This is a genomic window from Streptomyces nidicola (genome assembly GCF_050106155.1).
GTDB lineage: Bacteria > Actinomycetota > Actinomycetes > Streptomycetales > Streptomycetaceae > Streptomyces.
On the sequence record NZ_JBNBPI010000001.1, the window covers coordinates 1,819,422 to 1,844,844 of the forward strand.

At 67.9% G+C, this 25,423-nt stretch carries 23 protein-coding genes; 11 read left to right on the forward strand and 12 right to left on the reverse strand.

From position 1 onward, the window contains the following. The first annotated feature begins 13 nt into the window (after nt 1-13). The 4 genes from ACOKM3_RS08525 to ACOKM3_RS08540 all read left to right on the forward strand — a co-directional run bounded on the left by ACOKM3_RS08525 (nt 14) and on the right by ACOKM3_RS08540 (nt 3,874). Nucleotides 14-598, forward strand: coding sequence for an SUKH-4 family immunity protein (locus ACOKM3_RS08525; RefSeq protein WP_426898538.1), 585 nt, complete (start codon nt 14-16; stop codon nt 596-598). Nucleotides 599-667: 69 nt separating this feature from the next. Further along, entirely contained in the window at nt 668-1,480 is an 813-nt protein-coding gene (locus ACOKM3_RS08530; protein ID WP_426898540.1) for a nucleic acid/nucleotide deaminase domain-containing protein, read from the forward strand. Nucleotides 1,481-1,520: 40 nt separating this feature from the next. Further along, on the forward strand, nt 1,521-3,158 hold the full coding sequence (locus tag ACOKM3_RS08535) for a WD40 repeat domain-containing protein (protein ID WP_426898541.1): 1,638 nt from the start codon (nt 1,521-1,523) through the stop codon (nt 3,156-3,158). A 176-nt stretch (nt 3,159-3,334) separates the two neighbouring features. Next, entirely contained in the window at nt 3,335-3,874 is a 540-nt protein-coding gene (locus ACOKM3_RS08540) for a hypothetical protein (RefSeq protein WP_426906733.1), read from the forward strand. Here the strand turns inward: ACOKM3_RS08540 and ACOKM3_RS08545 are convergent. The 3 genes from ACOKM3_RS08545 to ACOKM3_RS08555 all read right to left on the reverse strand — a co-directional run bounded on the left by ACOKM3_RS08545 (nt 3,822) and on the right by ACOKM3_RS08555 (nt 5,923). Then, a complete protein-coding gene (locus ACOKM3_RS08545) occupies nt 3,822-4,637 on the reverse strand; it encodes an IS5 family transposase (RefSeq protein WP_426906735.1) in 816 nt (271 codons plus the stop codon). The genes ACOKM3_RS08540 and ACOKM3_RS08545 overlap by 53 nt on opposite strands. Nucleotides 4,638-4,881: 244 nt before the next feature. Then, nucleotides 4,882-5,250 carry a hypothetical protein gene (locus tag ACOKM3_RS08550; RefSeq protein ID WP_426898543.1) on the reverse strand — a complete coding sequence of 123 codons (369 nt, stop codon included), beginning with the start codon at nt 5,248-5,250 and terminating at the stop codon, nt 4,882-4,884. Nucleotides 5,251-5,254: 4 nt separating this feature from the next. Continuing rightward, nucleotides 5,255-5,923, reverse strand: a complete 669-nt coding sequence (locus ACOKM3_RS08555; protein ID WP_426898545.1) for a TetR/AcrR family transcriptional regulator — start codon at nt 5,921-5,923, stop codon at nt 5,255-5,257. A gap of 416 nt (nt 5,924-6,339) precedes the next feature. Between ACOKM3_RS08555 and ACOKM3_RS08560 the strand changes: the two genes are divergently transcribed. Both ACOKM3_RS08560 and ACOKM3_RS08565 read left to right on the forward strand, forming a co-directional pair. Then, complete coding sequence (locus ACOKM3_RS08560) at nt 6,340-7,527, forward strand: oxygenase MpaB family protein (protein WP_426898547.1); 1,188 nt, start codon at nt 6,340-6,342, stop codon at nt 7,525-7,527. Between the two features lie 290 nt (nt 7,528-7,817). Next, entirely contained in the window at nt 7,818-9,212 is a 1,395-nt protein-coding gene (locus ACOKM3_RS08565; RefSeq protein WP_426898548.1) for an NAD-dependent succinate-semialdehyde dehydrogenase, read from the forward strand. Between the two features lie 414 nt (nt 9,213-9,626). Here the strand turns inward: ACOKM3_RS08565 and ACOKM3_RS08570 are convergent, their stop codons facing one another. Then, nucleotides 9,627-10,217, reverse strand: a complete 591-nt coding sequence (locus tag ACOKM3_RS08570) for a TetR/AcrR family transcriptional regulator (protein ID WP_426898550.1) — start codon at nt 10,215-10,217, stop codon at nt 9,627-9,629. Between the two features lie 118 nt (nt 10,218-10,335). Between ACOKM3_RS08570 and ACOKM3_RS08575 the strand changes: the two genes are divergently transcribed. The 3 genes from ACOKM3_RS08575 to ACOKM3_RS08585 all read left to right on the forward strand — a co-directional run bounded on the left by ACOKM3_RS08575 (nt 10,336) and on the right by ACOKM3_RS08585 (nt 13,421). Next, nucleotides 10,336-11,637 (forward strand): FAD-dependent monooxygenase, encoded by a 1,302-nt coding sequence (locus ACOKM3_RS08575; RefSeq protein ID WP_426898552.1) that lies wholly within the window; start codon nt 10,336-10,338, stop codon nt 11,635-11,637. A gap of 68 nt (nt 11,638-11,705) precedes the next feature. Next, nucleotides 11,706-12,362: an FMN-dependent NADH-azoreductase gene (locus ACOKM3_RS08580; RefSeq protein WP_426898554.1), complete on the forward strand. Its 657-nt coding sequence runs from the start codon at nt 11,706-11,708 to the stop codon at nt 12,360-12,362. Between the two features lie 150 nt (nt 12,363-12,512). Further along, nucleotides 12,513-13,421 (forward strand): SDR family NAD(P)-dependent oxidoreductase, encoded by a 909-nt coding sequence (locus ACOKM3_RS08585; RefSeq protein ID WP_426898556.1) that lies wholly within the window; start codon nt 12,513-12,515, stop codon nt 13,419-13,421. A 568-nt stretch (nt 13,422-13,989) separates the two neighbouring features. Here the strand turns inward: ACOKM3_RS08585 and ACOKM3_RS08590 are convergent. The 6 genes from ACOKM3_RS08590 to ACOKM3_RS08615 all read right to left on the reverse strand — a co-directional run bounded on the left by ACOKM3_RS08590 (nt 13,990) and on the right by ACOKM3_RS08615 (nt 20,645). Further along, nucleotides 13,990-14,807, reverse strand: a protein-coding gene (locus ACOKM3_RS08590; RefSeq protein ID WP_426906669.1) for an IS5 family transposase whose coding sequence is annotated in 2 segments (ribosomal slippage) — nt 13,990-14,462 and nt 14,462-14,807 — 819 coding nt in all. Because the reading frame shifts where the segments join, the coding sequence is not laid out codon by codon here. A 178-nt stretch (nt 14,808-14,985) separates the two neighbouring features. Continuing rightward, nucleotides 14,986-15,999, reverse strand: a complete 1,014-nt coding sequence (locus ACOKM3_RS08595) for a helix-turn-helix domain-containing protein (RefSeq protein WP_426898558.1) — start codon at nt 15,997-15,999, stop codon at nt 14,986-14,988. 75 nt (nt 16,000-16,074) lie between these two features. Next, complete coding sequence (locus ACOKM3_RS08600) at nt 16,075-17,001, reverse strand: alpha/beta hydrolase (RefSeq protein ID WP_426898560.1); 927 nt, start codon at nt 16,999-17,001, stop codon at nt 16,075-16,077. 329 nt (nt 17,002-17,330) lie between these two features. Then, a complete protein-coding gene (locus ACOKM3_RS08605) occupies nt 17,331-19,001 on the reverse strand; it encodes a CocE/NonD family hydrolase (RefSeq protein ID WP_426898561.1) in 1,671 nt (556 codons plus the stop codon). A gap of 37 nt (nt 19,002-19,038) precedes the next feature. After that, nucleotides 19,039-19,617: a TetR/AcrR family transcriptional regulator gene (locus ACOKM3_RS08610; protein ID WP_426898563.1), complete on the reverse strand. Its 579-nt coding sequence runs from the start codon at nt 19,615-19,617 to the stop codon at nt 19,039-19,041. A gap of 236 nt (nt 19,618-19,853) precedes the next feature. Continuing rightward, on the reverse strand, nt 19,854-20,645 hold the full coding sequence (locus ACOKM3_RS08615) for an amidohydrolase family protein (RefSeq protein ID WP_426898565.1): 792 nt from the start codon (nt 20,643-20,645) through the stop codon (nt 19,854-19,856). Between the two features lie 70 nt (nt 20,646-20,715). Here ACOKM3_RS08615 and ACOKM3_RS08620 point away from each other — a divergent pair, with 70 nt between their 5' ends. Both ACOKM3_RS08620 and ACOKM3_RS08625 read left to right on the forward strand, forming a co-directional pair. Continuing rightward, nucleotides 20,716-21,486 (forward strand): GntR family transcriptional regulator, encoded by a 771-nt coding sequence (locus ACOKM3_RS08620; protein ID WP_426898566.1) that lies wholly within the window; start codon nt 20,716-20,718, stop codon nt 21,484-21,486. 124 nt (nt 21,487-21,610) lie between these two features. Continuing rightward, nucleotides 21,611-22,954 (forward strand): SLC13 family permease, encoded by a 1,344-nt coding sequence (locus ACOKM3_RS08625; protein WP_426898568.1) that lies wholly within the window; start codon nt 21,611-21,613, stop codon nt 22,952-22,954. Nucleotides 22,955-23,222: 268 nt separating this feature from the next. On the opposite strand, the gene ACOKM3_RS08630 is transcribed toward ACOKM3_RS08625, so the two are convergent. After that, nucleotides 23,223-23,894, reverse strand: a complete 672-nt coding sequence (locus ACOKM3_RS08630) for a response regulator (RefSeq protein WP_426898570.1) — start codon at nt 23,892-23,894, stop codon at nt 23,223-23,225. Continuing rightward, nucleotides 23,891-25,411 (reverse strand): GAF domain-containing sensor histidine kinase, encoded by a 1,521-nt coding sequence (locus tag ACOKM3_RS08635; RefSeq protein ID WP_426898571.1) that lies wholly within the window; start codon nt 25,409-25,411, stop codon nt 23,891-23,893. The genes ACOKM3_RS08630 and ACOKM3_RS08635 overlap by 4 nt, the downstream gene beginning before the upstream one ends. Nucleotides 25,412-25,423: the final 12 nt, after the last annotated feature.

Consider the following 25,423-nt stretch of genomic DNA (forward strand, 5'->3'; position numbering starts at 1 on the left):
AAAATGGAGCGACATGAGCAGCCCGCTAACTCGAAATGAAATGTTGACCGTCTTCTCCGAAGACGAGTTGATGCTACTGGGCGAGGAGCTCCTTGCAGAGATTCCAGACGTTGACTCCAGGGAGGTGCTACGCACGCTTGGACTCCCGGTCTGGGAGAACCCATGGTTCGACATGGATGACGAGGTCTCCGAACGACTCCAGCGCACTTCGGACTGGGACGTCGACCTCACTGATCGGTTTGATGGAATTCCGCAGGGCGCCGAAGAGTGGATCTCGCTCGGGACAATCCCGTACGACGACATCGCATTCGACGCAGCCACCGGGATCGTCTACTGCCTTTCCGATGAATCCGGAATCTATCCACTCAACAGCAGCCTCCGAAACTTCATCCACTTCCTTTACGTACTACAGTCGGAACGACCGAAATTCGACGCCGAACACCCAAGGTATGAGCAGGAAGGCGAGGACGACCCGGAGGTGACGCGCCGCCGAGTGAAGGACGCCATGGAAGAAATCGACCCTGCAGCGCTGGAGAATCCGGATTCCCGCTGGCATGAAGTCCTGGACTACATCGTCGATTCTGAAGTGCATTACTGATACCGCACGGCAGATCACCTCGAGCACGCGCGACACTCCAGATAGGAATTTCAATTGTCAGGCGCTAGCATGCGGCATTTCGGCGCAGCGGCAAATGGTGACCCCTTCGACACTCCCAGCAGCGTACTGCGGCTCGGGCAGCTTGCGCTGCCGCTCCGTGTGGGGCCGTACTTCGCGACGCAGGCCGAGGAGCCCGTGTTGCTCGGCGACTATGCGGCATCCGTGGGCCGGGAGGTTGTTCGGGACGAGTGTCGCACCTGGGCGCGTCTCGGAACTGACCAGGGATTCGAGTTGTGTGTCGACGCGCAGGGGGCAGTGCGGGCCGTACTGCTGGATTGGGAGGAGGAGTTGCGCTACGTAAGCTCCTCTCCCGAGGCATTCGCCGCATCGCTGTCCGTGCTGGATCAGGCGCTGCGATTCATCCTGGCCACGGATGAGCCCCAGCAGGCCGGGCAGGCCTTTGCGCAACTGGAGGAGCGGCTGCGGAGTATCGATGCTCAGGCCTTCGCCGGGCGTGAGAACTGGTGGCCGCTGGTCCTGGACGACATCCGCGACACCGCAAGCGCCGAGTGGTTCACCGCCTTCGAAGTCCTCAATGGTCAGGACGAGAAGCAGATCGTCACCGCCTCGGGCGGGATCGGCGTTCACCCCGAAGAGAAGCTGTGGGAGCAGCTGCACGCGGCAGGCTTCGAGGCCGAGCAGGTGCTGCGCATCCACACGGAGCTGCAGCCGTGCTTCACGCCCGGACACTACTGCTCAATCTGGCTCGGTCAGGTCTTCCCCGATGCGCAGATGACGCACAACTTCTCCTACGGGGAGAGCGCCGACTCGCGGGCCGAGGGGATTCGGCAGCTGCGTGAAGCCGCCACACAGCAGCAGTAGAACAACAGCAGCAGGACAGCAGCGGTAGGGGGAGCGCACGGTGCAAACGGGCAGCCAGATCGTCGATACTCAGGCGGCGCAGGCACTGTTGGACTGGGCCACGGGCGACACATCCCGGTTGTGCCAGGTCACCGGTGCGCGGGGCTGCGGCAAGAGCCAATTGCTCGCCCATTTCCTGGTCAGCTGGGGCAGCACCCCGGGCACCGTCGTCCATGCCACGGTCCCGGCCAAGGGACTGCATGTCGATGGCCTGGCGTGGGAATTGGGCCGCCAGTTGGGCTACGGGCCGCAGCCGGTACACGGTCTCGTCGATCGAGTGGCCGCCGATCCGCGCCCGCTGCTCATGCTCGTACCCGACCTGCACCTCACCCGCGATCCGGCGGCAGCCGTCGCGGGCCTGCTCAATCCGCTGCTGCGCGTGCCACGGGTACGCATGGTCGTCGAGAGCGACGACGAGGCGCTCTTCGAGGAGACGGCAAGCGTCGTCGTCCTGGGGCCCGGTGCGTACGAACCACCCCTGCCGCAGGGCGACTTCGCCTCGCTCCTCTCCACCGTCCCGCGCACCGCTCACCAACGTCCCGACTGGGCCAACACTCCGCGCAAGGACCGCGAGCGCCTCTTGGACCAGGCTCCCGACCAGGAAGCGATATGGGTTCTGCTGAGTGACCCTGAGTTCCTGCTGCACGGTCCGGCCACCGCGATCAGCGCCGCCCTCGCCGAGCCGAACACCCCTGCCCCGCCCAGTCTGCGCGCGGTGTGGCCTCTGGTCGCCCCGCAGCTCTCCGCCCTCGAACACGGCACCACGCAGCGCGCCGCGCTCCTGCATACCGCTGCCCTCGCCCACGACGCCGCCCTGGCCAACTCCTTGCGCTCACTGGCCCAGGAGCACCCCCTGCATGCCGTGTGGGCGCACTCCGGGTTCCCTGTCACGGCCCTGGCCTCGCTCGCAGAGGGCGCCGTAGCCGCCGCCGATCCGCTCGGTTCCCTGCACACTCTGGACCCTGGCACCGGTCATCACACCGGAACGCTGCCCGCACCGCCCACCGCCAGGCCATACCAAATGGCCGCCGCGCGGCTACTGTTGGACGAACAGGGCGCCCTCCTGCCCGCCACAGGCGATGACCCCGTCGCAGACGCCATCGCCGCATATCACGGACAGGCCGCCTTCGCCCCCGAGCCCGTGCGCCCTACTGCTCTCGGCAGCGATCCGTCCGCGGCCACCGCCGTGATCGGAGACGACCAGGGAGCCGTGCATGTCTGGCCGCTGGCCACCTACCAGCCGTTCCCGCGCACCACGCGGCTCCACACCGCACCCGTCACTGCCACCGCCTGCCTGCACCTGGCCGACGACGAGGTGACTCTGGTCTTCTCCGCCGGCATGGACGGGACCGTACGACTGTGGGGCCTGGGCAGCGAGCCAATGTCTGACCCCATAGAGCGGCGCCCCTCCGTTGTTACCGCCCTCGCCGCCGCCAATACCCCAAGCGGTCCGGTCCTGGCCACCGCCTGGAACGACGCCGAACTGCACCTCACCAACGTCCTGACGGGCCGGACTCGCGCCTTCCCCCTTCTCCAGGAGGCTTCAGCGCTCGCCTTCACCCCCAACGGACTGCTCATGGTCGGCGGCCCGAACATCACGTATGGCCTGCGAATCTCCCCTGGACAAGAATCAAGGTGACCGTCCTCCTTCGCTATGCCATGTCACCTTCCAGCGCTGGAAGGCAAGCTGAGTAGCCGTATCTCAACCGAACATAATCGTTGGGTTCTTGCTGGTCAGGCATGGTTTTGGTCGGAGGCGGGAGAGATCTCGCGTCCTGTTTCCGCCTGATTGTCGAGGGGTGCGCGGTGGCGTCGATGGTGGGGTTGCTGGAAGCGCGGGAGGCGTCCGCTCGTGAGCGGGTGGAGGTGCTGCGGGAGGAGGCTGCTCGTGCGGCCGCGGCTCTGGAGGCCGGCGAGGTCGAGCTGGACCGGCGGGTGATCACACGAGAGGAACTCGTCGACGCCCTGGCCGCGTCCGCTGCCGAGAGCACGGCCGCGACGGAAGCCGAGGGCGGAGAAGAAGTGGCGCCCGCCGCTCTTCACGGACCGGTGTCCGCGCCGGTTCCGGGTGTGATCGTGCCACCGTGGCGGGAGGAACTGCCGGCGTCGGTGCTCTCGCTGGACAACCAGCGGATCCTGAACGTGCTGCAGGACCGGCCGGGTGGCGAGTCGATGCGTGCCAAGGAGATCGCAGTGGCCCTCGGGCTCGATACGTCCGTGGCGGCGAAGGTCGAGGGAGTGCGCTCGAAGGCGAAACGCCTGGGTGAGCGCGGCTGGTTGCCCACCCAGGCGTCGGGGAAGTTCAGCGCCGGGCGGAGGCTCGTGGCCGTGCCAGCCGACGGCTCATCCGCGTGATCATCGACCACCGAATTATCGCCTCGCTGGTGGCCGGGAGGGTTTCGTAGTCCCGGGCCAGACGCCTGGAATGCATCAGCCAGCCAAGTGTCCTCTCCACCACCCAACGCCTCGGCAGCACCACGAACCCTGTCATGTCGTCGGCGCGCTTCACGATCTCGAGGGTGAGCGCGAGCCGGTCACGACACCATCCGATCAGGCCGCCGGTGTAGCCGCCGTCGGCCCAGACCAGGGTGATCTCCCGGTGCAGCGACCGAAGCCGGGCCAGCAATCCCATGGCCGCTTCGCGGTCTTGGACGTTCGCGGCGGTCACCGCGACGACCAGGAGCAGGCCCAGACAATCGGTGATCACGTGGCGCTTCCGGCCGTTGATGACCTTGCCGCCGTCGAAGCCACGTGAGGCAGCCGGCACCGTCGCGGCGCCCTTCACCGACTGCGCGTCGATGATGCCCGCGCTCGGCTCCGCATCCCGGCCCTCCCGGACCCGGACCTGCCCGCGCAGCCGGTCATGGAACTCCGTGACCAGCTCGCTTTGACGCCAGCGGCGGAAGAAGGCGTAAACCCGGGCCCAGTTGGGGAAGTCCACCGGCATCGCCCGCCAGGAAATCCCGCCCGCCACCAGGTAGCGGATCGCGTCCAGCATCTGGCGGTGGCAGTAGCCCTCGGGCCGCCCACCCTTCTTCTCCAGCCAGGCCGGAGTGGGCAGCAGCGGCCGCACCGCCGCCCATTCCTCATCCGACATGTCCGACGGATAGCGCGGCATCCGATCCGGATGATCGGCCGCGTTGCCGTACACATGCGCGAGGCAATCGCACGACACGACGGACGAGTTGAAGTCGACGGGCGTGACCGCGTACACATGTGACAACAGGGCCTCCTGGGACCGCTCTTGGCTTCGACAACCACTGAGCTACCAAGAGGCCCTGCCCTTATGCGTGCAGCACCGGAAGATCACCCGGCCAGAAACCCCGTTCGACCCGCACATTCCATGATCGGTTGAGATACGGCTACTGAGGATCCCTCGCTATGACCACATAGTCGTCTTGGTCGCTCGCCCAGGGTGCGTTCGGGCGGAACGATTCCGGCGTGAGTACGACTTCAGCGTCCTCGCCGCGGGTGCTCCAGGTCACGGGATAGTCCCGCGGAAGGGGTCGGATAGTCGAGTAGTCGAAGCTCGGCGAGAACGGATCGTGTGGCCGCAGCACTGGTTCGACGGCCTCCTCGAAGTCGGCGTCGTCCGGGTCGAAGTAATCCATCACCTCACAGTTATGGAACGTCAGAATCAAGTGAGGCTTGGCCACAAAACGATCACGGCTGACCACCTGGACGCCGACACCCGGCATCCCGACGCCTAGTTCCAGGAAGGTGTCCGGCACAAATTCAGTGCGGTTGTCGACCGAGCAATCCGTCGGCGATCAGATCGGCGAGCTGGCGTGCAGTTCGCGCTTGACTCTCCTCAGTGACCGGGTCAGCTCGGCCGAGTCGGCGTGCGAGCGGGAGCTGCACGAGACCAGCGACGGGGCCGATCACCGTGAAGAAGAGGATGTCCAGGGGCGCGCTGGGCATGCGCCCCGCCGCCACGAGCCTCTCGACGGCCAGCACCACTGGCTCCAGAGTCGGAGACACGTAGTGCTCGTAAAGGTAGTCCGCCCGCTCAGATTCGCGGCTGAACTCGTCGGCGAGCAAGCGGCCGAGCAACGGTGTTTCAGCGGCAGCCAGATAGAAATGGGTGATTAGAGCGCGAACCAGGTCGGCGTCATCGACGTGGGCTTCGACGACATGACGACGCTCGCGCAGGTTCTGCTCGAGGAGCGCATCCACGACAGCCCGCCAGAAGTTGGCCTTGGACCCGTATCGATCGTTGATGAAGTTGTGGCTGACGCCAAGGCGCTTCGCGAGCTCCCGTGCTGAGGCCCGGTCATAACCGAGTTCGGCGAAGGCCTCCATGCCTTGGCGAAGGATCTCGCGCTCGTCAGGCGCTGGCAGTGCGTCCGCTGCGCGCCGCCCTGGCCTTCGCGCCGGTCCGACGCCCAACGCGTCTGGCTCCATGGCTGTCCGTTCTGCTCGCGACTCATCCGTCGCCTCGGGCGACAGGACTTGACAGTTGTCAGAATAGCACCCCACTCTGACAGGTGTCAGATTGGCGCGGGACCTCGGGAGGGCCCCGGTGATGACGCGGCCACGACGAGCTTCGCGGCCGTGTCATCACCGGGCGTGGACACGGCCGGCGCTGCAGCATGCGCCCACGTCGACCTCTCGACCGCACCCACGGACGTCGCGGCGGGAATGCCCGATATGCGGGCTCGACGACGTTCGCCGCACTGGAGCCGCCCGTGCGAGCTGGTCGAGTTCGGCCTCTCGTCTCGAACTCCGCCACGCTCTACCGACACTTGCCCGATAAGCGCACCCGACGCCAATTCATTGCGCTGACCTCTACAGACCACAGCTACCAGAACCGAGCCATCATGAACACGACACCGCAAGAAATTTGGCCGACCGCGCGCAGTTCACGGTCTGCCGTACTCGCCCAGTTCGGGGACACTCGCGCTGATCTCATCGGCCGGGCGCTCATCACAGGAGATCCGCTCGCGGACGCCGTCGTCGAGGAGATCCGCGCCGGCGGCCGCGAAGTGCGCGCGAAGCTGCAACATGGCATAGAGCATGGACTCGCCGCCGTCGAGGATCCACCGCCCGCCGTCGCGGCGCTGCTGGAGCAGACAGAGACCGCACCCCCTTACGTCGACGATGCGTTGCTCGACGAGGGCTCGTTGCCCTTCTTCAATGTCCCATCGCCAGTACGCATCATCGGCTTGGCCGCAGGCAGTCTGGTGCGTACTTATTTGTCGCCATCGATCGCCGCCGTCCTCGCGATGACCGGGCGACTCGTGGACGGAGTTCCCCGTCGATTGCAGGAGACTGGAGGGTGGGTCAACACCGCTATGCTCCCAGGCTCGCTGCGGCCCGGTAATCCCGGCTACGTCGCGACGCTGCAAGTTCGGATGATGCACGCGCACATGCGCAAACTCGCACGCAATCGCGGGTACGACGAGGCGAGCTACGGCGCTCCGATCAATCAGGTCGACCTTGCGCGCACCTGGATGGATTTCACGCTGATCGCCTACAGCGCCGAAGAGGCCATGGGATTCTCGCGCACCTCCGCAGAGCTCGCATCGCTCTACCGGTACTGGTGGTACGTCGGACACCTTCTTGGGGTGGATTCCGGGCTCGTCGAAGGAATCAACGGGCACGGCGGAGCCCAGCGCGCCGACGACCTGCTGGAGGCCGTGACCGCACCAGCCATCCCGGAGACGCGCATGCTCGCCGCCACAACGCTCGAGACGGTCGCCGGCACGCTGCACGAGTTCACCAAAGTCCCGAAAGGCGTAGCCAAGCGAGCATTGTTCGCACTGACCCGACGCTTCCACGGAAACGCAAGGCTGGACGAAGTGGAACTGCCTCGGAGTTCCGCCGCCGAAGTCCTGCTCCCACCCGCGCTCCGAATCGTCCGGGCGCGGCAGGACCGCTTGCGCCGCGATCCGGAAGCCTGGCAGCAAGCTCAGCAGGAAAACATCGACGCCGCGCGCAAGCTCACGGGAGCGACCGAGGATGTCAAGGCGTATCAGCAGGCCACCCAACCAGGCCTTGACCTCTGAGCAGACACAAAAAGCAACCAAATTTCGGAGTCACAATCGTCTCCGAATTCATGAGGAGTGAATCGCCCCGGCTTTCGTGGAGGCTCTGGTGTGTCCAGGGTTCTAAGTCGTCTGAGTTTCTGGATTCTGATGCCTGACACCAGGGACGAGCGGGCTATCCGGCCGAATTCCGGCGCAAGATCCTCGACCTGCTCGCTGAGGGCAGAAGCGTCGCGCACAATCTCGACGTCAGCGAGCAGATGATCTACAGCCGGCGCCCGGGTTCGGCTCGAAATTTCCTGGAAATACGCATGATCAATCTGGAGGAACCAATGAGCGTTGAGTACGCAGTGACGAACCCCGCGACTGGGAGGGTGGAGACCACCGTCCCGACGATGTCGGCTGAGGAGATGCAATCGGCCCTGAAGCGGTCCGTCGCGGCGTTCGCCGAATGGCGGAGCGCGTCTGTCGCGCAGCGAGCCGAGCAGTTGGCTGCGGTCGCCGGCCTCTTTCGTGAGCGGCGCGGCGCTCTGGCCCAGCTGATCACGCGGGAGATGGGTAAGCCGAACCACGAGGCGCTGGGGGAGGTGGCTCTGGTCGCCGACATCTTCCAGTACTACGCCGACCAGGGCCCGTCCTTCTTGGCCGAGTCCGAGTTCGAGCCGATGGGTGGCGGCAAGGCGGTCCTGCGCAAGGAGCCGCTGGGCTCGATCCTCGGCGTCATGCCGTGGAACTTCCCTTACTACCAGGTGGCGCGGTTCGCAGCACCGACACTGGTCGCGGGCAACGCTGTCATCGTCAAGCACGCGCCCCAGTGCCCCGAGTCCGCCATGGCGATCGAAGAGATCTTCCGCGACGCCGGCCTGCCGCAGGACGTATACATCAACGTCTTCGCGACCAATGAGCAGGTGGCGGACATGATCGCCGACCCCCGCATCATGGGGGTGTCAGTGACCGGCAGCGAGCGGGCGGGTACGGCTGTGGCCGAGGTCGCGGCGAAAAACCTCAAGAAGGTGGTCCTCGAGCTCGGAGGGTCAGACGCGCTGATCGTGCTGGACAGCCCAGATCTGGCCAAGACCGTCGCGCAGGCTGCTGCCAGCCGGATGTTCAACGCCGGTCAGGCTTGCAACTCGCCCAAGCGGATGATCGTGGCGCAGGACATCTACGACGAGTTCCTCGAGCGTCTCGTCGCAGCCGTCGGCGCAGTGAAGTGGGGCGATCCGAGCGATCCTGGGACCACCGTCGGGCCGATGGCGTCCTTGGCGGCGGCGGACCGACTGGTCACCCAGGTCAAGGAGGCCGTCAGTCGGGGCGCCACCCTGCACGTCGGCGGCAACCGCGTCGACGGCGCAGGAGCGTACGTCGAACCTGCGGTGCTCAGCGGCATCACGCCGGACATGCCGACCTTCCATGAGGAGCTGTTCGGTCCGGTGGCTGTCGTCTACGCGGCCGCCAGTGTCGACGAGGCCGTCGACCTGGCAAACAACTCGCCCTTCGGTCTGGGTGCATCGGTGTTCAGCGCGGACACGGACAAGGCCGTTGAGGTCGCCGCCCGTCTCGACACCGGGATGGTCTGGATCAACAGCCCCGAGGGATCCGCTCCCGACCTTCCTTTCGGCGGGGTGAAGAGGTCGGGCATCGGGCGCGAGCTCGGTGCGCTGGGGATCGACGAGTTCGTCAACAAAAAGACCGTCTACATCCCGTGAGAGCCCTCCACTGCCTATGACATCGGAGAGTGAGCGACAGCGCTCAAGGCCGTCGCCTCCCTCCCTACACGAATACAGTTCCCTTCGGCTCAATGCTGCCCGAGCTGGGGCTCGGGCAGCATGTCCTGGCATGAGGAGTCGACGTGACCACATCCGGTGGATCACCGGTGCAGGGCACCGGTTCTTCCTACGCCTCTGGCTCTTCCGAATCGCCGTTGCTCGGCGACACCGTCGGCAACAATTTCGACCGTACTACGGTTGCGCATCTGGGTCGTGAGGCGCTGGTGGAAGTCCCGACCGGCCGGAGGTGTACCTACCGGCAACTCCGCGAGGATGTCGATGTTCTAGCGCAGGGCACCGGCCCGCAGACCGCGATGTCACGCCTGATCGATCAGGATCGGGACACGGCGCCGATCACGCCTCCGGCCCAGCACCAGGCTGGGCGAGGGGCAGAAACACGGTGTCAACGATCTCTTCGAGGGTCGAGTCGGGCAGGGGGCGCAGCACCATCAGGAATTCGGCCCTCAGCAGGTCGAACGGGAGCATCTTCATCCGCTCGGTGAGGCGGTCGGGATCGATTTCCCCGCGTGCGGCCGCATGTTGGTAGATCGCCTCCACGGCTTCGATCCGACCGCCGAGCATCACATCGCGCAGCTCAACCGGGCTGGCGCCGGTTTCGTGGTAGTAGCCGCCGAGATGGGCGCTGAGCACGGCGACGAGTTCGGTGCGGGTCTCGTTGGCATGGCGCATCAGGGCCAAGACGTCCCCACGCAGGGAGCCGGTGTCCGGGGTTACGAGCGGGGTGCGGTGCGCGGCGTGGCGGATGGCCGCGTGCAGGAGTTCGTGCCGGTTTGACCAACGCCGGTACAGCACCGGTGGGCTGGTGCCGGCGCGGGCGGCGACCGAGTCCATCGTGAACCCGGCATAGCCGTTCTCGGTCAGCTCCGCCCACGCCGCGTCCAGCAGTGCCCGTTCCAGCTCGGCGCCCCGACGTCGTCCCGCCACGTCTCCTCCGTCACCTTAAGAAAGGCTTGCGTACCTTATTGGCCAAGTCTATCGTCGAGTCCCTAAGAAAGGGATCTCTTTCTTACCTGGATGTGCAGTCTGGTTTGGAGGACGTGGCATGGGCGCGAACAACGGTGCGGAGCGCCGTCGGGTGCTGGTGGTGGGGATGGGCATCGCGGGGATGGCCACCGCGCTGCGGTTGCACCGGTCCGGCTGGGACCTGCTGATCGTCGAGAAGGCGCCGTCGCGGCGCACCGGGGGCTACTTCATCGCCGGGTTCGGCACGGGACTGGCGGCGGCGGAGCGGCTGGGCGTTCTTGACCATCTGCACGACCGCACGCCCTCCCGGCACAACGGGCAGTACTTCGTCGACCGGTCCGGGAAGGCACGCCGGGGCATAGGTGTCTTCGACCTGCCGGTCACGCCGAAGCCCTGGCTGTTGCTGCGCGGTGACGTCGAGCAGGCCCTGTATGCCGCGCTTCCCGACGACGTCGAGGTGCGGTACTGCACCGTGCCGACCGAGATCGAGCAGGACGCCGGCGGGGTGGAGGTCACGCTGCACGACACGGCCTCCGACACGCGCAGCACCGAGCGGTTCGACCTGGTCGTCGGGGCCGACGGGCTGCGTTCTACGGTCCGCTCGCTGGTGTTCGGCCCGCACGAGCGTTACTTGCATCGCCTCGACAGCATGATCGGGGCGTTCATGCTGCCCCGGTCGCCTAGCGGGCTGGCCCCTGGTGATGGGGCGATGCTGTTCGAGCCGGGCAGGTCGATGATCGTCTTCCCCTTCGCTGATCACCCGCCGACCGCGCTGCTCTCCTGGCGCAGCGACGACGTCGACGCGGAATTCACCCGGCCTTCGGCGGAGCGGATCCGGGCCGTGTTCGGGCCCGAGCCGTTCGGCAGGATGCTCGGCGAGGTGATCGAAGCCTTCGAGGAGGCCGATACCGCCATCTTCGACTCCGCAGAGCAAGTACACCTCGACGGCTGGCACCGCGGACGCGTGGTGCTGGTCGGCGACTCCGCCTGGTGTCCGACCCTGTACTCCGGGATGGGTGCCTCGACCGCGCTGGCCGGAGCTGACCTGCTGGGCGCCGTCCTCGACCAGCACCCCGGCAACCTCGAAGGCGCCCTGACCGACTGGGAACGCAAGCTGCGACCCTACACCGACACCTACCAGCGGGTGGGCCTCAAGGGGCGCCAGGTGTTGACCCCGCCGACCCACCTGCACATCGCCCTGCGGCGGACCATGACCACCCTGCAGCGCACCCCCGTGATCGGACCTGCGCTGAGCCGCCGCTTGGTCAACAGCCCGGATTTCCGGATGCGCAACACCGATATCACCCGAACGGTACAGCCGGCGACGAGTACCACGCCGACCTCGCTCGCATCGGCCCCGGCCACTGCAGCGCCTCGATGAAAGAACCCTACGAGGCTTTGAAAGGGACGTGCCCGGATCACGACCACTTCACGAAAGAACCGCATCTCATGTCTTATCTGCTGCGCATCGACACCTCCCCGTCCGGTGACTCCTCCATATCCCGCCAAGTCGCCGACTCCTTCACCGCGGCCTGGAGCGGAGACGTCGTCCGCCGTGACCTCGCACTCAACCCCGTCGACCATCTCGACCTCTCCGGCATCACCGCCCGCACCACCATCACTGACGAACACACCCTCGAACAGAAGGCCGCAGCCCGGTTCCAGGACGAGCTGGTCGAGGAATTTCTCGGCGCCGGGGCCTACCTCTTCGCGGTACCGCTCTACAACTACTCGATGCCATCGGTCTTCAAAGCGTGGCTGGACCACATCATGGTGGTCGGCAGGACCATCGGCCTGGGCGACGCAACGCCCAGTGCGGGCCGCCCGGCCGTCGTCGTCTCCGCCCGCGGTGGCGGCTACGGCCCCGGCGCACCTCAGCACGGCAAGGACTTTCTGGTCCCCGCGCTGGAGACGATTCTCGGCGACCCCAACACGATGGCGCTGGATGTCCGCACCATCACACCCGAGCTGACGTACGCCCCCACCATGGAGGCACTCCGGCATCTGCTGCCCCAACACCGCACCTCGCTGGAGGACGCGCACACCGAGGCGCGCCGGCAGGCCGAGGATGCCTCGCGCCACGCGGCCATCCGGGCAACCGCCTGATCGGCGACAGCTGACGCCCTCCCCACCCAGCGCAGCCCCACAAGGGCCCGGAATGCTTCCTCGCGTCTATCTGATAGACGCGAGTCCGTAATGAGTGATGTTCCCGGTGGCGCCGCGACGCGCCCCAGAAACAGAAAGAGAGATATAGCTGTGTCGGACCAGATCTTCCAAGGCGAGGTCGCCATCATCACCGGCTCCGGAGCAGGCATGGGCAAGGAGCACGCATTGCTGCTCGCCAGCCGTGGAGCCGCGGTGGTGGTCAACGATCTCGCCCCGAGTGCTCAGGACGTCGTGGATGAGATCGTTGCCGCAGGCGGAAAGGCAACGCTGAGCAAACACGACGTCTCCGATCCTGAGCAGGCGAAGGCGCTTGTGCAGACAGCGATCGACACGTTCGGCGGACTCCACATCGTGGTCAGCAACGCGGCCATCATCCGCAACGTCCGCTTCATCGACATGGATTACGCGGGCTTCGACCAGGTCATGAAGGTCAACGCATACGGAGCTTTCAACGTCCTCAACGCCGCGTGGCCCCACCTCGTCGCCCAGCAGTACGGTCGCGTCGTGATGGTGAGTTCGTCAAGCGCGTGGATGTCGCAGCCTGAGATCGGCCACTACGCAGCGTCGAAGGGGGCCGTGCTCGGGCTGGCGAAGACCTTGTCCGCAGAGGGAGAGGAGTTCGGCATCACCGTCAACGTGCTGGCCCCGGGCGCCTTCACGCAGTTGGCCGCGTCGCTGGACGACCCCGAGGACAAGAGGAAGGTCATGGAGACGATGATGCACGCCTCCCTCGTCGCACCTGTCCTGGCTTGGCTCGTACGCAAGGAGAACACGCTCAACGGCCAGATCATCGAGACGGCGGCCGGTCGCGCCGCGCTCAACTTCATCGGATCAACGAAGGGCTATTGGAGCAAGGACCTCACGGTCGAGGATCTCATTGCCAATGGCGACAAGGTGCTCGACCAGGACGGCTTCGCCGCGATCGGATCCACCGCCGAACTCGCGGAGTGGATGACCAACACCAACACGGGCTGGGCAGAGGAGCTCTCCAAAGCGTAGAGGGCAAGGCCACATGTGCATGCTCACTCCGTGAGGTGCACGGGTGTGCGCAGCCCTGTGAGGGTGTATTCGAGTCGGCGTTCGTAGCCGTCGCGGGGCTGCTGCCGACCGCAGGCGCGGGCGATGATGCCGCGTTCCCAGATCGGCAGACAGAGATCTTGGGGGTGAGATCGCTGCGGACGTGTCCGGGGGCTGGGCATCGGCCAGGGGGCGGGCGGCGACCTCAACTCCTGCGTTCCGCGCAATTCAGTCGGCTGGAGACATGAATCTGGGGGGTGTGACCTGCGAGGACACGAGTGATGGCGCCTGGAGGGCGCTTCTCTAGGCGTTGGCGTTCTGGCTGGTCAGCAGGGTGCAGGCTTCAGGTCGAGGATCTGCTTGAACTGCCCAGTGGGGCCGGTGAAGGTGCCCAGGTGGAGGCGGTCGAGTTCGCGGCGGTGTAGGCACCGGCGCCCTGGCGGAGGTAGCGCCGATTGCGTGTCGAGGGGAAGCCTCGGTCGGTGACCCACACGATCTTGGACAGGGGCCGGTCCCGCATGTCGTCCTTGACCTTTGGCTCTAAGAGGTGCTAACAAAGGCGTTGGACGTGCCGATGAGTGATCAGGCAGGCGGCCAGCCCGAGAAAGGCTTCATGGATGTCGTCACGCCGCTCCCAGCGGATGCGGAGACGGCGGAAGCCGTGCAGCCACGCGATGGTGCGCTCGACCACGTACCGGAAGGTGCCCAGTCCCGTGCCGTGTGGCTGACCGCGTTCGGCGATCACCGGACGGATCCCGCGCTGTCGTACCTGGCGCCGGTAGATGTCGTGGTCGTAGCCGCGGTCGGCGAACAGCAGGTCCGGCCGCTTGCGCGGCCGTCCGACCGTGCCGGCCACCGGTGGAACCTTGTCGAGCAGCGGAAGCAGCTGCGTGACGTCGTTGCGGTTGCCGCCGGTCAGCGACACCGCGAGCGGGATGCCCTGGCCGTCGGTGAGCACGTGGTGCTTGCTGCCCGGCCGCGCGCGATCGACCGGGCTCGGCCCGCTTTTGGGCCCCGCCGAGCGGCCCGCACGTGCGAGGAATCGATCACCGCCCGGGACCAGTCCAGCTTGCCCGCCGACCGTAGCTTCTTCAGCAGCACCAGGTGCAGTTCGTCCCACACGCCCGCCTCGTTCCAGGCGGCCAGCCGGCGCCAGCAGGTCATGCCCGAGCCGAAGCCCAACTCCTGGGGCAGGTACTCCCATTGGATGCCGGTGTGCAGCACGAAGAGGATCCCGCACAGTGCCTGCCGGTCCGGGACCCGCGGTCTGCCCTCGACCTTCTTCGGGCCCGGCTCCGGCAGCAACGGCTCGATCATCGACCACAGTTCGTCCGACACGATCCATGGCCGCAACTGACGCTCTCCCATGACCAGACCTACGGACAGACAGACCGAAACACTCATGATCAGCAGCTTTTGTTAGAGCCTTTAAGCCCTGGGTTTCGACGGCGGGCACCTTCTGCTCGGCAGAGGGAGTTCACTTCCGGGGGTCGGGGGCGGGTGCCCCAGAACGGTGCGGTGGCGCGATCTTGGCAGCCGGGGAGGGTTACAGGTTGAGGGGGGTGCGGTGCAAGCGGCGTAGCACCAGGGCCAGATGAAGGCGGAAGCGGCCGGGGACGTCACCAAGGGACCAGCCCAGTAGGCGCTCGGCGTGAGGGACCCGTTCCTGCACCGTCGAGTGGTGCACACGCAGGACTGCGGCCGCCGCTCGCAGGCTGGTCGCGGAGGCGACCGCGTCGAGGGTCTCGAGCATCCAGGGAGCAGTCAAAGCGGTACGTTCGACAGCTGCGACGTCCTCGATTTTGGGGGTGTCCGGGCCGATGGTCCGCGCCAGCACTGTCAGTCCGCCCATCCCATCGGCATGGACGATGCGGGGGCCGGGGTCAACCTGGGTTCCCTCAGCCGTCAGGCGCAGGGCGAGCCGCGCCGCCGCCCAGGAGGTTGGCAACTCGCTGAGGGGGACAGCCGGGCCGACTCCGGCGCGCGGCTTGTTCAGCGCGGGCTGCCGACGGTCGCCGTCGGATTCACCGTAGATACGGGCGCCACCGTCGTGGAGTGCGACGGCCCTGGCCGACGCGGTGTCCGCGAGTCCGAGCCTGCGGGCCGCGATCATCCTGGCTTGGGAGGCGGCCGACGAGTCGAGAAGGACCTCCACCGAAGCGGCGTCCTGTGTGTGGGCGGCCTGGCGGCCGCGAGTGCGGTCCAGAACGGCGGCGGCCGCGTCGGCGGCCCGCTCCAGGACCATGGCGTCGACCGGACGTGGCGGGCCGGAGTGTTCCAGCCAGAGCACGGCACCCGTCGCGTCCACGCATGTGGTGGGCCAGGCCGGGTCGGGCATCTCGACGGGGCTGCCGACGCGGCCGGCCGCGTCGACCCTGATACGTACCCCGCGCGTGCCGTCGACGAGTGCGGCGGGGCCTGCGGTCAGTACCGCTGCACCTCTGACGATGGCCTGGAGCCCGGCTCCGTGGGCGCGTAGGTCGTCGAAGTAGGCGATGACGCGCAGGGCGGCACCAGCCTGCGGATCCAGCGCGTCGAGGCGCACCGTCAGGTCTCTCATCGGCTCATGTCTCTCTCCACGGCGCCGGAGTCGGCGGCCCGGTCCGGGCTCCGGCGCCGTTCCTGCTCACCTGCTTCAGGGCGACAGGATGCGTCGCAGCCACAGGGCGCGTGCTGTGCGGGCGTCTTGAGAGATCGCCGCCTGTGGCGCCGCAATGTCGAACCCGTGGAAGCCACCGGGCCACACATGCAGTTCGGCGCTCCCGCCAGCCTGCCAGATCCGACTGGCGTAGGCGACGTCCTCGTCGCGGAAGGTCTCGGCGGATCCCACGTCGATAAACGCCGGCGGTAGCCCGGACAGATCCGTGGCCCGCGCCGGTGCGGCGTGAGGGGAGACGTCGTCGGTACCGCGGGCGTCACCAAGCAGAGCCGTCCACCCGGCCTGGTTGGCGGCCCGGTCCCAGACACCCAGCCCGGCCATCTGGTGGGCGGAGGGGGTGTCGTTGCGGTCGTCGAGCATAGGGCACATCAGCATCTGCCCGAGCAGGGCTGGGCCGCTGCAGTCACGGGCCATCAGGGCCACTGCCGCCGCCAAGCCGCCGCCCGCGCTGCCGCCGGCCACGATGATCCGCTCGGGATCGATGCCGAGTTCCTCGGCGTGCCGGGCCGTCCAGACCAGGCCGGCGTAACAGTCCTCGACCGGGCCCGGGTGCGGGGTCTCGGGGGCCAGCCGGTACTCCACCGACACCACGGCAGCGCCCAGGTCCTCGCCAAGTTCCAGGAGTTCAGGCAGGCCCACTCGGTTGTCGCCGATGATCATGCCGCCGCCGTGGGTGTGGTAGAGCGCCGGAACCGGCCCCGTCGGCGCGGTCGGGCGGCAGATCAGCAGTGAGATGTCCGGGGCGCCCTGAGGACCCGGCGTCACCCGCTCTTCCAGCGTATAGGCGCCTCCTCGGGTCAACGTCTCCTCGGATACCGGATCGGTACCGGGAGGGGGCCCCTGGCGCATCTTCTCGAGGGAGGTCATGTCGGAGAACGTGCCGGGCGGCAGCATCTCGTTCATGATCCGCAGGGCCGGTACGAGTTCCGAGTCGAAGGGCGGAGGCGGGCCGACGGGAGGCTGGGAAGCGGTGTGAGCAGTGGGTGACATGTCGACTCCAAACGACGCGTACAGGATGCCGCTATGGTCGGCTCTCAGCTAGCTGTGCAATCAGTCGCCGTGCGGCGGATTCTCCCCGCCACATGGCGGGTTGGTGTGCGACGGCCCTGGCTGGGTGGGCGAGGGGTGTCGGCCACCATGACTGGCCCGTGGGAGGGCCTGAAGCACTGGTATCAGCTGTTGCGGCCGATCTGATCCACGTACGGATCGGATCGGCCGCGCTCGCGTGGTGTTCAGGGCCGGACGACGGGGAGGATCAGGCGTGAGGGCCGGGCGGCGTCGTGGGCGATCTCCTGGCGTGCCGGGCGGAACTCCGTTGCCGTCTCGGCAGGTTCGCCGGTGTTGAGGTTGCGGTCCCAGCGCGGGAAGCTGCTGGAGGTGACGTGCACGCGCAGCCGGTGGCCGGCACGGAAGACGTAACTGGTCGACCACAGGTCCACGAGGTGCTCGGCGAACTCGCCCGGCGTGGTCTGTGCCCGCACGATGCCGTCGACGACGTTGATGGAGACGCCCTCGGGGGTGACGTCGCACAGGCGCACGACCCAGTCAGTGGAGGGTGCGTCGGTCGCCGCGTGGATCACGGCCTGCACCCGCCCGGTCACTTCCAGGTCCTCGGTCAGCGGTTCGCTGGTGTGGACGAGGACGTCCGAGCGCTTCTCCACCGGCGCCTGGTCGAGCGGACCGGGCCGGAACTCGGGGGCCATCACCAAGGGGCCGCCGGTCGTGGTCACCGGGTCGGCGGGGTCGTAGACGTAGGTGTCGCTGCCCTCGCCGGCGCCCGGAGTGTCGAAGGAGAGGGCGCCCTCTGCGCGCAGGAACAGGTCGGTGTCCACGGCGCGGGACAGCGGCCACTCCTGCTCTTCACGCCACTCGTTCTTCCCCATCACGAACAGCAGCACCGGGGGAAGTTCCGGCCCCGCGGGTGCTTCGTCGGGGGTCAGCCACTGCCTGAGCCAGGCGGCCTTCACGTCGGTGAACGACCCGCGGAAGCCCAGCAGTTCCTGGGCGGAGGCCATCCCGAAGTTGACATCGCCGACCACCCCGGTCCGGTTCCCGTGCGACCAGGGGCCCATGACCAGGTGGGCCTGCCGTCCCGCCGCGCGGCTTGCGGTGAAGTTGTCCAGGGTGCCCTGGCCGAAGATGTCGTACCAGCCTCCGAGGTTGAGGCTGGGCACCTCCACCTCCGCGTGGCGGCCTGCCACCCGCGTGTTCGCGGCCCACTTCGGATCCTGCTGCGCGCGCCCGTAGCCCAGTTCGTAGATCCCGTGGCGCTCGTAGACAGGGGGGCGGCCGGACGGAAGCTCCCAGTGGGTGACGGGGACGGCCTGATCCATGTCATGGATCAGGGCCCCGAGGGCCGGCCCGAGGGCGGCCGGGTCGTCGGCGTACCGACGTGCCAGAGTGTCCATACCCTGCGCGAGCGACCAGAAGATGCCGTTCGCCAGCTCGATGGCGCCGCCCCGGGCCCACAGCCCGTCATCCGGGTCGGACCAGGTGACCTCGGGAACGATCGCCACCAGCTCCGGGGGCTTGGACAGCGCGGCCATCCACTGCGTGTTGCCGTGGTAGCTGCCCCCGACCATGGCGACCCGGCCGTTGGATCCCGGCAGCTGGGCGGCCCAGCGCACCGTGTCGTAGCCGTCGTCCCCCTCGTAGGTGAGCGGCTGTCCGTCGCCGTCCGAGGCGAGCCGGCCCCGGGTGTCCTGGATCACGACGATGAAGCCGGACCGGGCCAGCGCGATCTGGTCGAGCACGCCGACCATCATCGAATGGCCCTTCCCGTACGGCTGGCGGACCAGCAGCACGGGGTGGGGACCTTCGGTGGCGGGCCGGTAGACATCAGCGCGCAGGATGGTGCCGTCGCGCATCGTGGCGGGAACGTTCTCTTCGACTGTCACGTCCATGTCGGCTCCTGTGTGGTGTGTTTCGGGATGGCGGGGGCTACTCGGCCGGGCCGAGTACGAGGCTGATGGCCGCCTGCATGTGTCGGGTGCGGTCCTCGGGCGGGATGGTGTGGAGGGTCTTGACGCCGGCCGCGACGGATAGCAGCTGGTAGGCGAGATCCTCTGCCCTGAGGCCCGGTGTGCGCTGCGATGCCCCTTCGGCGCGAAGAACATCGGCCACCGCGTCGATGACGAAGCACTCCAGGTCCCGCAAGAGCGATTCCCCCAACTCACTTGTCGCGGTGAGGAGTTCACCCACCTCCGCGCTGGTGGCCGTGGCAGCGGGGCCGTGCGCAGCAGCGAAGGCGGCAAGCAGCCGCTCGTGCGTCGACAGGTCCGCTCTCGCCAGTTCCCGGGCGACGGCGGCCCGGGTCTGGGCCACCAGGCGCTGTAGGCCTGCCTGGAAGATCTCTTGCTTGTTCTTGAAGTGCAGGTACAGGCCCTGACGGGAGAGCCCGGCCGCCTGGGCGAGGTCGTCCATGGAGGTCTTACGCAGACCGAAGCGCAAGAACACCGGCACCGCGGCGTCCGCGATCTCCTCGCTGCGCGACCGCGCCCGCTCACTCTCGCCCGTCACGCGCACACCTGCGCTCCCCGCCGCCCGAACTGCATCGTCATCACGCTCCTCACCAAGACTCACAACTCGACTTTACATGTTGTGCCAAAACTGTCCAGTTAGACAATGTGAGGTAGTGGTCGAACAGGCGTGGGACGGTGCCGCGGCAGCGCTTGTGTCACCGTGCAGCCTGCCAAGCAGACGACGTCGCCGACCGCGACGAGAACCTGCAGTGCCCCTTGGGGCGGTGAACGTGCTCAGTTCCAGTCCAGCAGCCGCGCCGGATTGACGCTCAGGACACGCTGGACGCCGACCGGGCCGGGGAGCAGGTCGGCCAGGCCCGCGAGGAGTTTGTCGTAGGCGCGGCCTGTCTCGTGTTGGGTCCACGGCCAGTCGCTGCCCCACAACAGGCGCTCGGTTCCGGCCTGTTCGCGGATCGCGAGGGCGGTGGCCCCTGCCGCTCCCTCGGGGCTGCGGTAGAAGCCGGAGAGCTTCGTCCAGATGTGTGGCCGGGCGACGAGGTCGAGGATCGCCGCCCTGTCGGCCGCGTGCACCGAGGCGGGCAGGCCGACGTGGTCGAGCACGACCGCCGAGGGCCAGGAGGCGAGGGTGCCGGCCAGCTGCGTCCACTGTTCCCCGCGGGCCTGCACCTCCAGGTGCCAGCCGTACTCCGCCATCCGCTCCCCCAGCGCACGCCAGCCCGTCGCGTGCAGCGGCGGGATCCCGGTTCCGGCGAGGTTCAGCCGGACGCCCCGCGCCCCCGCCCGATGCCATGCCGGTACCCGTGCGGCGGCCGTGCGGGGGTCGTCGGCGTCGATCACCAAGACCGCACGGAACCGGTCGGGGTAGGCACGCACCGCGTCCAGCACGTAACTGTTGTCGGTGCCCAGGAAGCTGGGCTGGACCAAGAGGGCCCGGGCGATGCCGTGCGCGTCCAGCACGGAGAGGTAGGTGTCCACCGTGGCGTCGTGGCGCGGGGTGTAGCGACGGCCGGGCGCCATGGGCAGGCCGCGGTGGAAGACGTGGGCGTGGGCATCGACTCGGTTCACCGCGGCATCGTAGCGAGAAAGAACTCTAAAGCTCTAGACATTTAGAGCGATGCTCTGCACGATGTGAGCCATGACATCGACGCCACCGCCGCCGTCGCCGTCGTCGTCGGGCCGGGCCGCGCTCGACGCGACGGACGACCGGCTCCCCCTGCACGTACGCCTGCGCGAGCTGCTGCTCGACCGCATCCGTACCGGCGAGTGGACCCCTGCCACGCCGCTGCCCGGCGAGATCGCGCTCGCCGACCACTACGGTGTCTCCAAGGGGACGCTGCGCCGCGTGCTCGGCGAACTCGTGGACCAGGGTCTGCTCGAGCGCCGCAGGGGCGACGGCACCTACGTGCGCCGGGCCCGCCTCGACCACTCCCTGCACCGGTTCTTCCGCCACGGCAGTGCCAACGACATCCTTCCCGACAGCCGCATCCTGCGATGGGACAGCGAGCCGGCGGACACCAAGGTCACCGAAAGCCTCGAACTCGGCGCGGACGCCGAGGTGTTGACGCTGCGCCGACTGCGCAGCCGCGCCGGAGCACCGGTACTCGTCGAGGACATCTGGCTGCCGCTACCGCGCTTCGCCCCCCTCATCGAGGCGGGCCCCGAAGCACTCGGCCCGCTGCTGTACCCCTCCTACGAGAAGCTGGCCGGCCAGGTCGTCGGCGGGGCGTCGGAGGAGCTGACCGTGGGAGCCTGCGACCGGACGGACGCCGCGCTCCTGGAATGCGGCGTCGGCGACCCGGTCGTGGTCATTGAGCGCCTCGCCCGCGCCCACGACGGCAGCCCGCTGGAGCTCCGAGTGAGCCGGGGCCGCGCCGACACCTTCCGCTACCGGATCGAACTCACCTGACAGGGGCGGGAGTTCAGGGGCGCCCCACCGCCCACGCCACCCCACCGGCGGGCCGCCGCCCGCTAACCCGTACTGCGGCATGCCCGCATGTCGCACACCCGCACGCCACCGCAGGAAGTGATCCATGTCCGCCGATCTGCTCGCGACGCTCGTTCTCGTCGCGATATTCGTCATCGGGGTCTGGCGCCCCGTCAACATGGGCGCCGTCGCCCTCGTCGCCGCCTTCCTGCTCGGCACCGCCTACTTCGGCCTCGACAGCGACGCCATCATCAGCGGCTTCCCCGGCTCGCTCTTCGTCACTCTGGTCGGCGTCACCCTGCTGTTCGCCCTGGCCCGTGCCAACGGCACCGTCGACTGGATCGTCGGCGCCGCCGTCGCCTCGGTACGCGGGCGGGTGGTCCTCGTCCCCTGGGTGCTGTTCGCCCTCGCCGCCCTGATCACCGGCATCGGTGCCATCACCGCAGCCACGAACGCCATCCTCATCCCCATCGGCATGGCCTTCGCCCAGCGCTACCGCATCCACCCCATGCTGGTCGGCCTGTCCATCCTCAACGGCGCCAACGCGGGCGGCTTCTCGCCCATCGCCGTGTACTACACGATCGTCGACGGAGCCCTGGACAAGGGCGGCATCGACGTCGGGGCGGGCGGCATCTTCCTTGCCACCTTCCTGTTCAGCCTGGCCCTCAACCTCGTCGCCTTCACCTTGTTCGGCGGATGGAAGCTGCTCGGCCGCCGGGAGACCACCACACCCGAGGGCGGTGCCCCGGCCACGGACGACACATCCGGCGCCTCCGGCACGTCCGCCGCAGGTACAGGTACCGCCGTCCTCACCGCGCCCGCCCCAGCCCCCACCCGGACCACCGGGCGCCCCCACGCCAACCCTCAAATCGCCCTCACCCTGGCGCTGTTGGCGGGGCTCATCGTCGCCGCCGTCGGCTTCGGCCTCGACGTCGGCTTCCTCGCCCTGACGGCCGCGGTTCTCCTGTGCGTGGTCTTCCCCGGACACGCGAAGGAAGCCGCGAACGGCATCGCCTGGAACGTCGTCCTGCTCATCGGCGGCATCGTCACCTACGTCGCGCTGCTGGAGAAGGTCGGTGTCATCGCCAGCCTCGGCGACGGCGTGGCCGGCATCGACCAGCCCCTCCTCGCCGGTTTCCTCATCCTCCTCGTCGGCGCGCTGGTCTCCGCCTTCGCCTCCACCAACGCCATGTTCGGCGTCCTGATCCCGCTCGCCCTCCCGCTGGTGACGGCGGGACACTTCGGCGCCTTCGGCATCACCGCCGCCCTGTGCGTGGCCGCCTCCGCCGTGGACTCCAGCCCGTTCTCCACCGGCGGCGCCCTCGTCGTCGCCAACGCCGCGGAGGAACAGCGCGACAAGACGTTCCGCTCACTCACCGTCTGGGGCATGTCGATGATCGGCGTCGCTCCGGTCGCCGCGGCCGTCGCCTTCCTGCTGCCCTCGATGTAGCTGGGCGTGCATCAGGTGAGCCAGTTGCCGCACAACGCCACTGAGTCACTTTTGTTGGCCTTGTGGGTGCCAGGGCTTCGGCGGTGTGAGCATGTTGGCGGGTCGCCTGAGTTGTATCCGACGTCTCCGTTCCGACGCTGACACCGCAGTCGGCCCGGGCCCCAACGCGTGTGCGCCGTCGAGTAGTTCGATCAGGGACGCGCTACGTCCGAAGTAGCGCGGGTCGTGGGGGTGTGTCCTCCATGACTCATCTTCAAGACGCACCGCTCTACTCCGGGTCCGCATCGACGAGTCCCTCCCGCACAGCCACCAGCGCGGCCTGGGTCCGGGTGTTCAAGTTCAGTTTCGTGAGTAGTTTGCTGACGTGGGTACGGGCTGTCCGCTCGCTGATCGCGAGGCGCTCGGCGATCGCCCGGTTGGACAGTCCCCTTCCGACCAGGACGAGGACGTCCCGCTCGCGTGCGCTCAAGGAGCCGACGCCGTGCCCCGGGCCGCTCAGTCGCTTGGTCAGTCGGCCTGCCACTGCCGCGTCGATGAAGACCTCGTCCCGCTGGGTCGCGCGAATCGCCGCCTCGACCTCGCTTGCCGCGGCGTCCTTGAGAACGTAACCCGAGGCGCCATTGGCGAGTGCTGTCTGAACGCGTTCGATCTCGGAGAAGCTCGTCAGGATCACTGTGCGGACATCGGGGTAGCGCTCTGCCACGATCGCCGCGGTCTCCGCACCGTCGAGCCGTGGCATCCGCAGATCCAGCAGCATGACGTCCGGCAGTTGGTCCTGGGTGCTCAGCACGGCGAGCCGGTCGAGGGCCTCCCGGCCGTCCGAGGCCTCTCCGACGAACGCGATGCCGTCCGCGAACTCCAGGAAGCTGGCGATTCCGCGACGGACCACTTCGTGGTCGTCGACGACGAACACCGAGATCATCTCCTGCTCGCCCGTCATGTCCCGTCTCCTCGCTCGATGCGGCGGTCCGCCGGCAGCCGCAGCTCTGCCCGGACGTTGGTGCCCGAGCCCACTTCTGTATCGATCTCCACCGATCCGCTCCAGCGTCGCGCGCGGTCGCGCATGGAGGTCAGGCCGAAGCCACCGGTGCCGGAGCGGTGGGAGGCCAAGCCGATACCGTCGTCACAGACCTCGACCCGGAGCACACCGCGCTCGATGGCCAGCGCCGCCCGGACACGCGTCGGCCGGGCGTGCTTCACCGCGTTGTGCACAGCTTCCGCGACGATCTGGTAGACGTCCTCGGCCAACTCCGTACCGTCGAGCTCCGTCTCGGCCTTCGGGTCGAGGACCAGCTCCGCACGGACGCCGTCCCGTCGCTCCACGTCCCGGGCAAGCCGCTCGAGGGCGGTGGCCAGGCCGAGTTGGGCCGCAACGGACGGTTGCAGGGCCAGCACGACGCCCCGAAGGTCCCGCTGCACCTTGTCGACCAGATCGGTCATCTCGTCGCTGATGGACTGCACTCGGTCGTCGTACGGCTCCGGAAGCCGGCGCCCGATCCCGGCCAGGCCCCGTGCCTGCATGCCGAGCGAGAAGACGTGCTGGACGACCGAGTCGTGCAGGTTGCGGGCAAGTCGTTCGCGTTCCTCGCTCCGCGCGGTGAGGCGCTCCTTGGAGATCAGGGTCGCGTAGTCCACCGCGAGGGCAGCCTGCTCGGCGATGGACTCCAGGAAGGCGAGCATCCCCGCCGTCGCACGATGTCCGGTGGCGACGTAGACGTTGAGCGCCCCCAGGGCCTTTCCCCGCGAGAGCAGGGGTGTGCTGATGAAGTCGTCCCAGTCGAGCTGGGCGACGTAGTCGTGCAGCGGCTGCCATGCCGGGTTGGCGATCATTTGCGCCCTGCGGCCCGGCAGGACGAACTGGCGGCGCTCTCTGAGACAGCGGTAGGTGATGAGGTCGGCGCCACGGTCCCGAGACGCCATCAGCAGGTCGAAGAAGGTCGACACCTCGCTGAAGCCGGCCGACCCCATCACCTGCAGTTCCTCCCCGTCAGGTGGGACGATCACCACCTGCGTACCGGCGACACCATGGGAGCGCTGCACCTCACCGGCCATGGCGTTCAGCACGACCGTGAGTGAGCTGTCGGAGGCTGTGCTCGCCGCGGTGCGCGCGAGCGCCGCCACCCTGCGATGCTGGTGCCGCTGCTCGGTCACGTCTCGGAACTCGACCGGCACGACCGCGCCCGAGGCGAGCTCGAGTGGCTCGCCGACCGAGTACGCGAGTTCGATCGGTTCACCGTCCCGGACCCACCAGGTGGCATGCCGCTCGGTGTCGGTGCGGCTGTCACCACCGAGTGGGGCGAAGGGCGTTGTGCGGCCGGCAAGTGTGTCGCGCGGCGCACGCAGAATCGCCTCGGCACTGTGATTGATCCACCGGATCCGTCGGTCGTCGCATCCGAGGAGTGCCACCCCGTGGGCGAGGGTGTCGAGCACCGCGACCCATGGTTCGCTGATCGTCATCGCAGCTCCCGC